This window comes from Agrococcus beijingensis, from assembly GCF_030758955.1.
Classification (GTDB): domain Bacteria; phylum Actinomycetota; class Actinomycetes; order Actinomycetales; family Microbacteriaceae; genus Agrococcus; species Agrococcus beijingensis.
This window is the reverse complement of record NZ_CP132360.1, coordinates 2,021,766-2,034,395: the sequence shown is the minus strand read 5'-3', so window position 1 is coordinate 2,034,395 and position 12,630 is coordinate 2,021,766. Positions and strand designations below refer to the sequence as shown.

Sequence of the window (12,630 nt, the reverse complement as noted above, 5' to 3'; positions counted from 1 at the left end):
TTCAGGCGGGCAGCTCGTCGATCAGCGCGTCGGCCTCCGGGTCGTCCCAGTCGAGGTCGTCGTCATCGTCGTCGTCGACGACGACGGTGGTGGTGGTGACGGTGCCCTCCTCGTCGTCGTCGTCGTCGTCCGGACCGGAGCCGAGCCACGCATCCGCCGCCGCCTCGAGGTCGTCGTCCGGGGCATCGTCGAGGTCGTCGTCATCGCGGTCGGCGTCCTCGGCGAGCTCGTCGCGCAGCCACTGCGCCAGCTCGCCCTCGGCCTCGGCGTCGACCATCGCCTCGACGCTCTCCTCGTCGAGGGGCAGGATCGCCGCCACCTTGTCGCCGTCACGCGCGACGATCGTGTCGGGCTCGTCGCCCTCGCCGGCCACGCGCTCGACCGACTCGTGCCAGCCGGCCAGCAGATCCTCGACGTGCGCCGCGAGCCGCTCGCGGTCCTCGAGCCAATCCGTCATCGCGCCTCCTCAGGCTTGTGGTGGCCACCAGTCTGCACCCCTCGCAGGCGACGCGCCTGCAGCAGATAGTCGACCCCGGCGATGACGTGCAGACAGAGCCCGATGAGCATCAGCACGATGCCGACCGGTGTCGCCCACGGCAGCACGGTGTGCCCCAGCAGCACGACCACGATCGCCGTGAGCAGCACCGCGGTGCGCCACTTGCCGAGCCACGAGACGTGGATGCTGCCGCTGTGCGCGGCGCTGCCGGCGAAGACCACCGAGATGATGTCGACGGCGAGGATCACCGCCAGGATCCACCAGTCGAGCGCCCCGCCGATCGCCAGCGCCAGCGTCACGCCGATGATGCCGACTCGGTCGGCGATCGGGTCCATCACCTCGCCGACGCGCGAGGTCTGGTCGAGCGCCCGCGCGAGCACCCCGTCGATCCAGTCGGTCGACGCCCACAGCGCCAGCAGGATCACCGGCCACCAGGAGCCCTCGGCGCCGACGATGATGAGCCAGCACACCGGCACGAGCAGCAGCAGCCGCGCCAGCGTGATCGCGTTCGGCACGGTGACGACGCGGGTGAAGAACGGGTCGTCCGGATCGCGGTCGCGAGCCGAGATGAGGGGCATGTCCTCTTGATAGCACAGGGGCGCGACGCGGCGGCGGACGCTCAGGTCACTCGATGCCACCAGCGGGCGGTCGCCAGGCCGACGGCGATGCCGACCAGCGTGCCGATGATCGACTCGACCAGCCGGTCGACGAGCAGCACCTCGACGGGCGTCGGCGTCGCGAGGTGCACCGCCAGCAGCGCGAGCGGCGTGACGAAGATCATCGCGATGCCGTAGTTGCGGCCGACCAGCAGCTCGGTGCCGAACGCCGCGGCCGCGATGAGCAGCACGAGCACCAGGTCGTTCGGGCGCAGCAGCAGCACGCCTGCCGCGAGCAGCACGCCGAGCGTGGTGCCGATGATGCGGTGGATGCCTCGGGCGAGCCCGGCGGGGAAGGATCCGGAGGCGTGCGGCACGACCGCCGACACCATCGCCCAGTAGGGGTGCCCGATGTCGAGCGCCGTGGCGAGGGCGCCGGCGAGGAGCACGCTGATCGCGTAGCGCGCGACGCGCCGCAGCTGCACCCGCCGCCCGGGCCGCAGGCGGTAATCGCGCGCCACGGGCAGCGACTCCAGCGGAGGCAGGCGGCGGGCCGCCCGGAGCGCGGTGCCGGTCGCGCCCACGAGCACCGAGAAGGTCGCGGCGCAGCCTGCGACCAGCGTCGCGACGCCGGCGTCGACCAGCGTCGTGTCGGGGATCGACGCCGAGCCGCTGAAGGCGAAGAGGGCGAAGAGCACGCCCGGCGGGTGCCAGTCCTCGGCGTCGGAGACGATCGACACGAGGCAGACGAAGGCGGCGCCGCCGAGGATCATGGGCCAGGTCGGCTCCGGCAGGGTCGCGATGAGCGAGCCGAGGCCGACGCCGGCGACGAGCACGCCGGCGGCGGTGAGCTGCATGACCAGCCGCGGCAGGTGCACCCGGTTGCGCCCGTAGAGCGACGTGAACGCGCCGAAGGCGGCGAACGCCGACAGCTCGCTGTGGCCGATCGCGAGGAGCACCAGCAGCGGCGCCACGGTGCTGACGGTGGCGCGGACGGCCACGCGGTGGGCGCCGTTGTGCGGCCCGAAGGCCAGCAGCGCCTCGCGGAACGGCTGGCCGCTCACGGGCGGTCTGGTGCAGCCGCTGCCAGCCCCAGTCGCACCATCTCCACGATCCTCCAGGCTAGTCGCTCGCGCGTGGCCCCATCGAGCGAGCGCAGGGGCCCGTCGACCGTGAGGCTCGCGAAGCCGTGCACCGCCGACCAGGCGAGCGCCTCGGCACCCGGCCGGCCGGCGGGCGAGAGCTCGCCCACCCGCTCGAGCGCGTCGAGCGCCCGCTCGAGCTGCTCGTAGGGCGTGCGGCCGCACGCGCCGCGGGCGTCCTCGTGGTGCGCCGCGTCGAGGTCGCGGTGCACCCGGAACGCGAGCCGGAAGAGGCCCGGCTCCGCCCAGGCCCAGCGCACGTAGCCGAGGCCCACCGCGCCGATCGCGCCCTCCGCCCACGCGACGGTGCCGGCGGGCGAGGCGTCGTCCGCCGGCACCCGCGCGATCTCGTCCTCCATCGCATCCGCCACCATCGACAGCGCGCGCAGCGAGAGCGCCGAGAGCAGCCGGTCGAGGCTGTCGAAGTGGCGGTAGACCGCCGAGGGCGCCACCCCGATCTCGCGCGCGAGCTCGCGCAGGCTCACCGCCTCGGGGCCGCCCGCGCGCGCGGCGGTGAGACCCGCGTCGAGCAGCGCTCGCCGCAGGTCGCCGTGGAAGTACCCGGGTCGTGCCATCGCCCTTGACGCTACCGGGAGGCGGCACTAATGTGAACGCCGTTCACACCCGCTGTCCGTCCCACCGCGCGAGGAGCCGCCATGGCAGTGCAGATGGTCTTCCCCAACTACGCCGTCGCCGACATCAAGGTCGCGACCGCCTACTACGAGGCCCTCGGCTTCACCAAGAACCCCATGTTCAGCGACGAGACCACCAGCTGCGTGGTCGTCAGCGACCAGGCGGCGATCATGCTGCTCGAGCACGACCGCTTCGACGAGTTCCTGGTCGAGGGCCAGTCGCGCGCCGAGCGGGGCGCGCTCGAGAGCCTGCTGCCCGTGCTGCTCGGCAGCCGCGACGAGGTCGACGCCTTCGGCGCGGCCGGGGCCGCCGCGGGCGGTACGATCTCCAAGCCCGTCGAGGCGAACGAGTTCGGCATGTACGGCGGCCAGCTCACCGATCCCGACGGCCACATCCTCGACTTCTTCTTCATGGAGGCCCCGCAGGGCTGACCTGCCGCCTCACGACACGCAGCGCCGCGAGCCCGGCGGGGAATACCCCCGCTGGGTTCGCGTTGCGTTGACGCACACCGACGCTACGGAAGCCATGCCGCCTCACACCCAGACCGCCCGCCCGAACGGGCGCACCGCATCCGATCGCCTGCCCGCCGGCGGCGCGATCATCATCGCCACCCTGCTGGTGTCGGCGTTCGTCGTGATCCTCAACGAGACGGCCATGAACGTCGCCATCTCGACCCTCGTGGAGGACCCCCAGCTCGGCATCGACGAGCGCTCGGCGCAGTGGCTCACCACCGCCTTCATGCTCACGATGGCCGTCGTCATCCCCACCACCGGCTGGCTGATGGCGCGCTTCAGCACCCGACGCCTCTACGTCGCGGCGATGGCCGCGTTCGTCGTCGGCACGCTCATCGCCGGCATCGCGCCGTCGTTCCCGCTGCTGCTGCTCGGCCGCATCGTGCAGGCCAGCGGCACCGCCGTCGTCTTCCCGCTGCTCATGACGACCGTCATGCAGCTCGTGCCACCGGCGCGACGCGGCGCCTTCATGGGCACCATCTCGCTCGTCATGTCCGTCGCGCCCGCGCTCGGCCCGACCGTGTCGGGCGCGATCCTGCAGGTCGCCTCCTGGCGCTGGATCTTCCTCGGCGTCGCGCCGCTGGCGCTCACGATGCTGATCATCGGCTGGCGCACGCTGCGCAGCACCGACACCCGCGAGACGCCCCGCCTCGACATCCTGTCGATCCCGCTCGCGGCGCTCGGCTTCGGCGGGCTCGTCTACGGCCTGTCGCTCCTCGGCGCCCAGGGCGTGCCAGCATGGCAGCTGCCCACCGCGCTCGGCGTGGGCGTCGTCTCGCTCGTGCTGTTCGTGCTGCGCCAGATCCGGCTGCAGCGCAGCGACGACGCGCTGCTCGACCTGCGCACGTTCCGGCACCCGCTGTTCACGAACGCGATCGTGGTCATGACGATCGCGATGGCCGCGATGTTCGGCACGCTGATCATGCTGCCGCTGATCCTGCAGGACTCGATGGGGCTGGAGCCGCTGCAGGTGGGGCTCATCACCCTGCCCGGTGCGATGCTGACGGGCCTGCTCGGCCCGGTCGTCGGCAACCTCTACGACCGCTTCGGGCCGCGGCCGCTCGTCATCCCCGGCGGGCTCGTGGTGCTCGGCGCCCTCGTGCTCTACACCCAGCTCAGCCCGACCACCCCGTGGTGGATGGTGCTCATCATGCAGATGGTGCTGAGCCTCGGCTTCGCCTTCACGTTCCCGCCGCTGTTCACCGTCTCGCTCGGCGCGCTGCCGAAGCACCTCTACGGGCACGGCTCGGCGATCCTGAGCACGGTGCAGCAGGTCGGCGGCGCCGCCGGCACCGCGGCGTTCGTGACGATCATGGCGACCCGGCAGGCCCAGCTCGTCGCCGAGGGGATGGCGCGCGGCGACGCGCTGCTCGAGGGCGCACGGCTCGCGTTCATGGGCGCCGCCGCGCTCTGGGTGCTCGGCGTGATCGCCACGCTGTGGCTGCGGAAGCCCGCCGACGACGTGCCCGACGAGCCGGAGCACCATCACGTCGAGCAGGGCGACCGCGCCGCCGCTCCGGCGGTCGCCGACGAGCCGCTCGAGGCGGCTACGCCCGCGGCGCCTGCCCCATGAGGCGCACGGCCTCTGCGGCGTGCTCGTTCGTGACCTGCACGCCGTAGCGGGCCGCCTGCAGGCCCTTGACGCTCGCGAAGTCGCGCTTGCCGCCGGTGAAGGCGTGCTGCACGACGCCCGCGACGATGCCGAACGCGGCGCCCATCAGCACGGCCCACAGCACCCACGACCAGCTGTCGGCCAGGATCAGGCCGAACAGCAGCCCGATGAACAGGCCGAACCAAGCGCCGCCGAGCGCGCCGGAGAGCGCCGCCCTGCCGTAGGTCATGCGGCCCACCACCTGCTCGACCGTGGTCAGGCCCGTGCCGATGATGCGCACGTGCTGGACGGCGAACTTCGCGTCGCTCAGCCGGTCGACGAGGGCCTGGGCCTCCTCGTAGGTGTCGAACTCCGCGATCGTCGTCGACGGCGGCGTGGGCTGCGTGCGGGTCTGGAGCGGGTTCTGCGCGTCGGTCATGATGGTGCCTCCTCGAGCGTTGCGGGCTGACCCTCCATCTTCGCCCAGGTTGCTGGGTGCCGCGTGGGTAGGTTGGCCTGGTGGACGACATCCTGAGCTTCGCCGGCAGCTACTGGTGGCTCGTGTTCATCGTCGGCCCCATCGTGGGCGGCTGGATCGGCGGCGTCGCCAAGTACAACGAGCGACGGCGCCGCGACCGGATCGAGCTGGAGCGCATCCGCCGTGCCCCCGTGCAGCGCATCGAGCCTGCGCCGACGGCGGCCGCGGCCGCTGCGGCGGCCGCACAGGAGACGGCCGCCGACCGTGATCGTCAGATCCAGCGCATCATCGCCGACCACGCCGAGACCGACCGTCGTTGGCTCGAGTTCGAGCTCGACGTCGCGAAGCTCATCGACTACCCGCTCATCAGCGACATGCGCGAGCCCCTCACCCAGACCTTCCACCGCGCCAAGCGCGTCGCCGACGGGCTGCGGCCGGACGAGCCGGCCGAGCTGCGGCCGGTCGGCGCGCTCGAGCGCTACCGCGAGGCGGTGCGCGACTACGAGGTCGCCTTCGAGGCTGCCGTGCGCGAGGCGAAGCGTCGCGCGCAGACCGGCTTCACCGATGCCGAGCGCAACCGGCTGCAGTCGGCGCAGCGCCTCATGGCGCTGGCCGAGAACGAGGCGTCGACCCCCGCGGAGCGCCAGAGCGCCTACAAGCAGGCCAGGCGCGAGCTCGACGGGCTGATCGCGCTGCCCGAGGCGACGACGCACGACCTGGAGCGCCGGATCGCGGGCGAGCTCGAGGCGTAGCGGCGCCTCCATCCCGCTGCCGAGCGCGCCATGAGCGCGCGCGAGCGCCCCTGGGCGAGCCCGCTACCGCCGATCCTCCGGCGCGGGCGCCCGCAGTGCCGCGCCGCCGACGACCGGATCGAACGCCGCGATCGCGGCCACCGCATCCGCCACCGTGTCGACGAGCGCGATGCCGCGCTCGCCCGGCCTGCCGCGCATGACCGACTGCAGCAGCGGCCACGCCGGCATGTCGACGGTCCAGAAGCGCTCGCCCAGCAGCACCAGCGGCGCCCACGCGCCCTCCGCGGCGTAGGAGTTCTCGCAGGCGTCCTGGAACACCTCCTGCACGGTGCCGCCGCCCCCGGGCGTCACGACCAGGCCCGCGTTGGCCACGCGCAGCAGGATGTCCTCGCGCACGGAGTTCTGGAAGTACTTGGCGATGTCGGTCGCGAACGAGTTGGGCGGCTCGTGCCCGTAGTGCCAGGTGGGGATGCCGAGCGAGACGCCGTCGCCGACCTTCGCCGCCACCCGCCGCGCCGAGGCGATCCATTCGGGGATGGCGCCTTGGAACGACGGCACGGCCACGAGCTCGTCGATCGCCGCGTCGAGCTCGGCGGGCGGGAGCGCGACCGCTCGCGCGCCGAGGTTCGCTGCCTCCATCGCGCCGGGGCCGCCGCCGGTGGCGACCGTGCGGCCCGCCCGCGCGAGCCCGTGCGCGAGGTGCGCGGTCTGCCGGTAGGCCGCCGAGTCGCGAGTGAGCGCGTGCCCGCCCATGATGCCGACGATCGCGCGGCCCTGCACCCACTCGGCGAGCGCCTCGTCGATCGAGTGGTCGTGGAGCGCGGCGGCGAGCGTGTCGGCGGTGTCGTGGTGGCGGGTGCGCGACCAGGCGTAGACGCGCGCGTCGAAGCTGTGCCGGTAGCCCTGCTCGAGGCCCTCGACGAGGTCGTCGGGCGTGTAGAGCGTGGAGCGGTAGGCGTTGAAGGGCGTGTCGGGCACGTCGTCGAAGACGAGCGCGCCCTGCGCGACCAGCCGCTCCTTCGCGCCGTCGGGCAGGTCGGCGCCGAGCAGCAGCGCGCCGGCGCCGTCGAGCCGGTCGAGCTCGGCCGCCCGCCCGCGCAGGTCGACGTCCTGCACGCGCCAGCCGTCCATGCTCGAGGCTCCCCGGGCGAAGCGGTCGAACGCCGCGAGGGTGCTGATGTCGATGCGCCGCCCGTGCTGCGGCCGCTGGTCGAAGTCCTGCATGCGCCGGAGCCTACCGAGCCAGCGCCGTCGCCCCCTGGAGCGCAGCGGTCGGCGTGACGACGATGCGGCTGCCGCCGCCCGGCACCGGCTCGACGCGGATGCGCGAGGGGATGCGCTCCTGCATCTGCTGCACGTGGCTGATGACGCCGACGCTGCGGCCGCCGGCCCGCAGCTCGTCGAGCGTCGACATCGCCGCCTCGAGCGTGTCCTGGTCGAGCGAGCCGAAGCCCTCGTCGACGAAGAGGGTCTCGAGCGAGACGCCGCCGGCCTCGGCCTGCACCACGTCGGCGAGCCCGAGCGCGAGCGACAGCGAGGCGAGGAACGTCTCGCCGCCCGACAGCGACCTGGTGGTGCGGGCGACGCCGGTGTGCGCGTCGAGCACCGCGATGCCCAGCCCGCTGCGGCGGTTGTGGGCGGCCCGCTCGTCGTCGTGCACGAGCGTGAACCGGCCTTCGGTCATGGCCGACAGGCGCAGGTTGGCCGCGTCGATGATGGTCGCGAGGCGGGTGGCGAGCACGTAGGTCTCGATGTCCTGGCGCCGCTCGTTGTCGCCGTGCAGCGCCCGCGAGAGCGCCCGCACGGTGTCGGCGTGCTCGGCGCCCTCCGCGAGCGAGCGGATGGCCTCCCTCGCGGCCCCGAGGTCGCCGGCGGCCAGGTCGCGGGTCGTCTCGCCCGCCGCCGCGGCATGTGCCGCCCGCTCGGAGGCCGCGCTCGCTGCGCGCAGCGCCGCTTCGAGCGGCTCGAGGTCGGGCGGGTCGCCGAGGTCGGCCAGCTCGGGCTGCGCCAGCACGCCGCGCGCGCTGGCGCCACACGGCCGACGAGCGTTACCAGTATCAACGTGGGTGGTCGGGCGTAGCGTCGGAGGCGTCCAGGAGGCACCGATGCGCGGCACGAACCACACAGCTGTAACTCGCGCTCGGCGTGTCGCCGAAGTCCGTTTCCCGGTTCTGCACAGGCCGCGGAGCCGGCTCTGCACAGGCTTTTCCGCGTCGTTCCGCGGCGGGAATCACAGCTGTGGAGTTCTTGTTGAAACTGGTGTGGAGAACCACACCATGTTGTGCCGTTGATCGGGCCGAGACCCCACATATAGTGGGAGCCCGGCCCAGCCGACCAAGGCATCCCAGTTCGGACCCACAAGCTCAGACCCAGGAAGAGGAGAGGGACCATGACCGTCACCGTCTACTCCAAGCCCGCTTGCGTGCAGTGCACGATGACCACCCGCGCGCTCGACGCGCAGGGCATCGAGTACGAGATCTTCGACGTCACCGCCGATGACAAGGCGCTGCAGACCGTCAAGGAGCTCGGCTACATGCAGGCCCCCGTCGTCATCGCCGACGAGGAGCACTGGTCGGGCTTCCAGCCCGACCGGATCAAGGCGATCCTCGCGGCCTGATCCCATGCCGGCCGTGGTGGAGGCAGCCGTGAGCGACGTCGTCTACTTCTCGAGCGTCTCGGGCAACACCGCCCGATTCGTCGAGAAGCTCGGCCGGCCCGCCGCGCGCATCCCCCTCTACGCCTCAGAGCCGCCGCTCGAGCAGCGCGAGCCGTACGTGCTCATCGTGCCGACCTACGGCGGCGGCGACGGCAAGGGCGCAGTGCCGAAGCAGGTGATCCGGTTCCTCAACGACGAGGAGAACCGCAAGCACCTGCGCGGCGTGATCAGCGCCGGCAACACCAACTTCGGTGCGGGCTACGGGCTCGCGGGCGACATCATCGCCCGCAAGTGCGACGTGCCCCACCTCTACCGCTTCGAACTCTTCGGAACACCCGACGACGTGCGCGTCGTCAACGACGGATTGGATCAGCTATGGCGACAGTGACGCCCGAGATGACGACCGGCAAGACGTCGGCGATGGACTTCCACTCGCTGAACGCGATGCTCAACCTCTACGGACCGGACGGCAAGATCCAGTTCGAGAAGGACCGCGAGGCTGCGAACCAGTACTTCCTGCAGCACGTCAACCAGAACACCGTCTTCTTCCACTCGCTGAAGGAGAAGCTCGACTACCTGGTCGAGAACGAGTACTACGAGCAGGAGGTGCTCGACCAGTACTCCTTCGAGTTCATCAAGTCGCTGATGAAGCGCGCCTACGGCCACAAGTTCCGCTTCCCGACGTTCCTCGGCGCGTTCAAGTACTACACCTCGTACACGCTGAAGACGTTCGACGGCAAGCGCTACCTCGAGCGCTACGAGGACCGCGTGGTCAACGTCGCCCTGGCGCTCGCCGCGGGCAACGAGACGCTCGCCGAGCACATCGTCGACGAGGTCGTGAACGGTCGCTTCCAGCCGGCCACCCCGACCTTCCTCAACGCGGGCAAGAAGCAGCGCGGCGAGCTCGTCTCGTGCTTCCTCCTCCGCATCGAGGACAACATGGAGTCGATCGGCCGCTCGATCAACTCCGCGCTGCAGCTCTCGAAGCGCGGCGGCGGCGTGGCGTTCAACCTCACGAACATCCGCGAGTACGGCGCTCCGATCAAGCAGATCCAGAACCAGTCGTCCGGAGTCATCCCCGTGATGAAGCTGTTCGAAGACAGCTTCTCCTACGCCAACCAGCTGGGTGCCCGTCAGGGCGCGGGCGCGGTGTACCTGCAGGCGCACCACCCCGACATCATGCGGTTCCTCGACACGAAGCGTGAGAACGCCGACGAGAAGATCCGCATCAAGACCCTCTCGCTGGGCGTGGTCGTGCCCGACATCACGTTCGAGCTGGCGAAGAAGGGCGAGGACATGTACCTCTTCTCGCCCTACGACGTCGAGCGCGTCTACGGCAAGCCGTTCAGCGACATCTCGGTGACCGAGAAGTACCACGAGATGGTCGACGACGCCCGCATCACGAAGACGAAGATCAACGCGCGCGAGTTCTTCCAGACGCTCGCCGAGATCCAGTTCGAGTCGGGTTACCCGTACATCATGTTCGAGGACACCGTGAACCGGGCCAACCCGATCGACGGCCGCATCAACATGTCCAACCTCTGCAGCGAGATCCTGCAGGTGAACACGCCCTCCACGTACGTCGACGACCTCGACTACGAGACGGTGGGCAAGGACATCAGCTGCAACCTCGGCTCGATGAACATCGCGCTGTCGATGGACTCGCCCGACTTCGGCAAGACCGTCGAGACCGCGATCCGCGCGCTGACGGCGGTCTCCGACCAGTCGAACATCGGCTCGGTGCCCTCGATCGCCCGCGGCAACGACATGAGCCACGCGATCGGCCTCGGCCAGATGAACCTGCACGGCTACCTCGGCCGCGAGCGCATCTTCTACGGCTCCGAGGAGGGCCTCGACTTCACGAACATCTACTTCTACACGGTGCTGTTCCACGCCCTCCGCGCGTCGAACCTCATCGCGCAGGAGACGGGTCGCACGTTCGACGGCTTCGAGCGCTCCAAGTACGCGTCGGGCGAGTTCTTCGACAAGTACACCGAGCAGGAGTGGAAGCCGGCGACCGCCCGCGTGCAGGAGCTGTTCGACACCTCCGAGATCCGCATCCCGACGCAGGACGACTGGCGAGGCCTGAAGGCGCTCATCCAGGAGCACGGCATCTACAACCAGAACCTGCAGGCGGTGCCGCCGACCGGCTCGATCTCGTACATCAACAACTCGACGTCGTCGATCCACCCGATCGCCGCGAAGATCGAGATCCGCAAGGAAGGCAAGCTCGGCCGCGTCTACTACCCGGCGCCGTTCATGACGAACGACAACCTGGAGTACTTCCAGGATGCGTACGAGATCGGCCCCGAGAAGATCATCGACACCTACGCCGCGGCCACGCAGCACGTCGACCAGGGCCTGTCGCTCACGCTCTTCTTCAAGGACACCGCGACGACCCGCGACATCAACAAGGCGCAGATCGACGCCTGGCGCAAGGGCATCAAGACGATCTACTACGTGCGACTCCGCCAGCTGGCGCTCGAGGGCACGGAAGTGGATGGCTGCGTCAGCTGCATGCTGTGACGCCGGCGACGAGACGATGAAGGAACAGGACATGGACACCCAGGACACCGCCGCGAGCGCATTCGACGACCTCGTCGACGGCCCGGTCGACACCGAGCAGGCGCACGAGACGATCGACGCTGATCGCGCCGAGGTCGAGGAGGCCTTCACCGAAGGGGCTCCGCAGACCGAGGCCCAGCAGCGCCAGCACCGCCACGCGCACCTGGTGCAGGCGATCAACTGGAACCGCATCGAGGACGACAAGGACCTCGAGGTCTGGAACCGCCTGGTGAACAACTTCTGGCTGCCCGAGAAGGTGCCGCTGTCGAACGACGTGCAGTCGTGGGGCACGCTGACGGAGGCCGAGAAGCTGCTCACCATGCGCGTCTTCACCGGCCTGACGCTGCTCGACACGATCCAGGGCACCGTGGGTGCCGTCTCGCTCATCCCCGACGCGATCACCCCGCACGAGGAGGCCGTCTACACGAACATCGCGTTCATGGAGTCGGTGCATGCGAAGTCGTACTCCTCGATCTTCTCGACGCTCGCGTCGACGAAGGAGATCGACGAGGCGTTCCGCTGGTCGCAGGAGAACCCCTACCTGCAGCGCAAGGCCGAGATCATCATCGACTACTACGAGGGCGACGACCCGCTGAAGCGCAAGATCGCCTCGACGCTGCTCGAGTCGTTCCTGTTCTACTCGGGCTTCTACCTGCCGATGCACTGGTCGAGCCGCGCCAAGCTCACGAACACCGCCGACCTCATCCGCCTCATCATCCGCGACGAGGCAGTGCACGGCTACTACATCGGCTACAAGTTCCAGAAGGGCTTCGAGAAGCTGTCGGCCGACAGGCAGGCCGAGATCAAGGACTACACCTACTCGTTGCTCTACGAGCTCTACGAGAACGAGTCGAAGTACACGGCCGACCTCTACGACGGCGTCGGCCTCACGGAGGACGTCAAGAAGTTCCTCCACTACAACGCGAACAAGGCGCTGATGAACCTCGGCTTCGAGCCGCTGTTCCCGTCGTCGGTCGCCGACGTCTCGCCGGCGATCCTCTCGGCCCTCTCGCCGAACGCCGACGAGAACCACGACTTCTTCTCGGGGTCGGGCTCCTCCTACGTCATCGGCAAGGCCGAGGCCACGGCCGACGAGGACTGGGACTTCTAGTCCAGAGCAGTGGTGGGCGGATGCGTCCACACCGTCGGGTGACCGCCGACCGTCCCGTGGGCGGTCGGCGGTAGCCTGGCCAGCAAGAGCACCGGAGG

14 protein-coding genes are annotated in these 12,630 nt (G+C 70.2%); 7 read left to right on the top strand and 7 right to left on the bottom strand.

Going from position 1 to position 12,630, the window contains the following annotated elements; translation table 11 throughout:
* Position 1 precedes the first annotated feature (1 nt).
* Genes Q9250_RS09815 through Q9250_RS09800 form a run of 4 tightly spaced genes read right to left on the bottom strand, consistent with a single transcriptional unit; the run spans position 2 to position 2,809 of the window.
* Entirely contained in the window at positions 2 to 457 is a 456-nt protein-coding gene (locus Q9250_RS09815) for a hypothetical protein (protein ID WP_306231705.1), read from the bottom strand.
* On the bottom strand, positions 454 to 1,074 hold the full coding sequence (locus tag Q9250_RS09810; RefSeq protein WP_306231703.1) for a CDP-alcohol phosphatidyltransferase family protein: 621 nt from the start codon (positions 1,072 to 1,074) through the stop codon (positions 454 to 456). Before Q9250_RS09810 ends, Q9250_RS09815 begins: the two co-directional genes overlap by 4 nt.
* A gap of 41 nt (positions 1,075 to 1,115) precedes the next feature.
* Positions 1,116 to 2,156 (bottom strand): FUSC family protein, encoded by a 1,041-nt coding sequence (locus tag Q9250_RS09805; protein WP_306231702.1) that lies wholly within the window; start codon positions 2,154 to 2,156, stop codon positions 1,116 to 1,118.
* Positions 2,153 to 2,809 carry a TetR/AcrR family transcriptional regulator gene (locus Q9250_RS09800; RefSeq protein ID WP_306231701.1) on the bottom strand — a complete coding sequence of 219 codons (657 nt, stop codon included), beginning with the start codon at positions 2,807 to 2,809 and terminating at the stop codon, positions 2,153 to 2,155. The genes Q9250_RS09805 and Q9250_RS09800 overlap by 4 nt, the downstream gene beginning before the upstream one ends.
* 81 nt (positions 2,810 to 2,890) lie before the next feature.
* Between Q9250_RS09800 and Q9250_RS09795 the strand changes: the two genes are divergently transcribed.
* Both Q9250_RS09795 and Q9250_RS09790 read left to right on the top strand, forming a co-directional pair.
* Complete coding sequence (locus Q9250_RS09795) at positions 2,891 to 3,298, top strand: VOC family protein (RefSeq protein WP_306231699.1); 408 nt, start codon at positions 2,891 to 2,893, stop codon at positions 3,296 to 3,298.
* A gap of 94 nt (positions 3,299 to 3,392) precedes the next feature.
* Positions 3,393 to 4,952, top strand: coding sequence for an MDR family MFS transporter (locus Q9250_RS09790; protein WP_306231697.1), 1,560 nt, complete (start codon positions 3,393 to 3,395; stop codon positions 4,950 to 4,952).
* Here Q9250_RS09790 and Q9250_RS09785 read toward each other — a convergent pair.
* Positions 4,927 to 5,409, bottom strand: coding sequence for a YflT domain-containing protein (locus tag Q9250_RS09785; protein WP_306231696.1), 483 nt, complete (start codon positions 5,407 to 5,409; stop codon positions 4,927 to 4,929). The two genes, Q9250_RS09790 and Q9250_RS09785, sit on opposite strands and share 26 nt — an antisense overlap.
* A gap of 80 nt (positions 5,410 to 5,489) precedes the next feature.
* On the opposite strand from Q9250_RS09785, the gene Q9250_RS09780 reads away from it, so the two are divergent.
* Positions 5,490 to 6,200 carry a hypothetical protein gene (locus Q9250_RS09780; protein ID WP_306231695.1) on the top strand — a complete coding sequence of 237 codons (711 nt, stop codon included), beginning with the start codon at positions 5,490 to 5,492 and terminating at the stop codon, positions 6,198 to 6,200.
* A 63-nt stretch (positions 6,201 to 6,263) separates the two neighbouring features.
* On the opposite strand, the gene Q9250_RS09775 is transcribed toward Q9250_RS09780, so the two are convergent.
* A complete protein-coding gene (locus Q9250_RS09775) occupies positions 6,264 to 7,424 on the bottom strand; it encodes an LOG family protein (protein WP_306231694.1) in 1,161 nt (386 codons plus the stop codon).
* 10 nt (positions 7,425 to 7,434) lie between these two features.
* Positions 7,435 to 8,214: an SbcC/MukB-like Walker B domain-containing protein gene (locus tag Q9250_RS09770; protein WP_306231693.1), complete on the bottom strand. Its 780-nt coding sequence runs from the start codon at positions 8,212 to 8,214 to the stop codon at positions 7,435 to 7,437.
* Between the two features lie 375 nt (positions 8,215 to 8,589).
* On the opposite strand from Q9250_RS09770, the gene nrdH reads away from it, so the two are divergent.
* The 4 genes from nrdH to nrdF are packed head-to-tail and all read left to right on the top strand — an operon-like array spanning position 8,590 to position 12,532.
* Positions 8,590 to 8,817 carry a glutaredoxin-like protein NrdH gene (nrdH, locus tag Q9250_RS09765; protein WP_306231692.1) on the top strand — a complete coding sequence of 76 codons (228 nt, stop codon included), beginning with the start codon at positions 8,590 to 8,592 and terminating at the stop codon, positions 8,815 to 8,817.
* A gap of 4 nt (positions 8,818 to 8,821) precedes the next feature.
* Positions 8,822 to 9,244 (top strand): class Ib ribonucleoside-diphosphate reductase assembly flavoprotein NrdI, encoded by a 423-nt coding sequence (gene nrdI, locus Q9250_RS09760; RefSeq protein ID WP_306231691.1) that lies wholly within the window; start codon positions 8,822 to 8,824, stop codon positions 9,242 to 9,244.
* Positions 9,232 to 11,382, top strand: coding sequence for a class 1b ribonucleoside-diphosphate reductase subunit alpha (nrdE, locus tag Q9250_RS09755; RefSeq protein ID WP_306231690.1), 2,151 nt, complete (start codon positions 9,232 to 9,234; stop codon positions 11,380 to 11,382). The genes nrdI and nrdE overlap by 13 nt, the downstream gene beginning before the upstream one ends.
* Before the next feature lie 31 nt (positions 11,383 to 11,413).
* Positions 11,414 to 12,532, top strand: a complete 1,119-nt coding sequence (nrdF, locus tag Q9250_RS09750) for a class 1b ribonucleoside-diphosphate reductase subunit beta (protein ID WP_306231689.1) — start codon at positions 11,414 to 11,416, stop codon at positions 12,530 to 12,532.
* Positions 12,533 to 12,630 lie beyond the last annotated feature (98 nt).

Excerpts from the sequence above, each read along its gene's own strand:
- nrdI (WP_306231691.1), top strand. The coding sequence starts at position 8,822 with ATGCCGGCCGTGGTGGAGGCAGCCGTGAGCGACGTCGTCTACTTCTCG.
- Q9250_RS09795 (WP_306231699.1), top strand. The coding sequence starts at position 2,891 with ATGGCAGTGCAGATGGTCTTCCCCAACTACGCCGTCGCCGACATCAAG.
- Q9250_RS09775 (WP_306231694.1), bottom strand. The coding sequence starts at position 7,424 with ATGCAGGACTTCGACCAGCGGCCGCAGCACGGGCGGCGCATCGACATC.
- Q9250_RS09790 (WP_306231697.1), top strand. The coding sequence starts at position 3,393 with ATGCCGCCTCACACCCAGACCGCCCGCCCGAACGGGCGCACCGCATCC.
- Q9250_RS09800 (WP_306231701.1), bottom strand. The coding sequence starts at position 2,809 with ATGGCACGACCCGGGTACTTCCACGGCGACCTGCGGCGAGCGCTGCTC.
- Q9250_RS09785 (WP_306231696.1), bottom strand. The coding sequence starts at position 5,409 with ATGACCGACGCGCAGAACCCGCTCCAGACCCGCACGCAGCCCACGCCG.
- Q9250_RS09815 (WP_306231705.1), bottom strand. The coding sequence starts at position 457 with ATGACGGATTGGCTCGAGGACCGCGAGCGGCTCGCGGCGCACGTCGAG.
- Q9250_RS09810 (WP_306231703.1), bottom strand. The coding sequence starts at position 1,074 with ATGCCCCTCATCTCGGCTCGCGACCGCGATCCGGACGACCCGTTCTTC.
- nrdF (WP_306231689.1), top strand. The coding sequence starts at position 11,414 with ATGGACACCCAGGACACCGCCGCGAGCGCATTCGACGACCTCGTCGAC.
- nrdH (WP_306231692.1), top strand. The coding sequence starts at position 8,590 with ATGACCGTCACCGTCTACTCCAAGCCCGCTTGCGTGCAGTGCACGATG.
- nrdE (WP_306231690.1), top strand. The coding sequence starts at position 9,232 with ATGGCGACAGTGACGCCCGAGATGACGACCGGCAAGACGTCGGCGATG.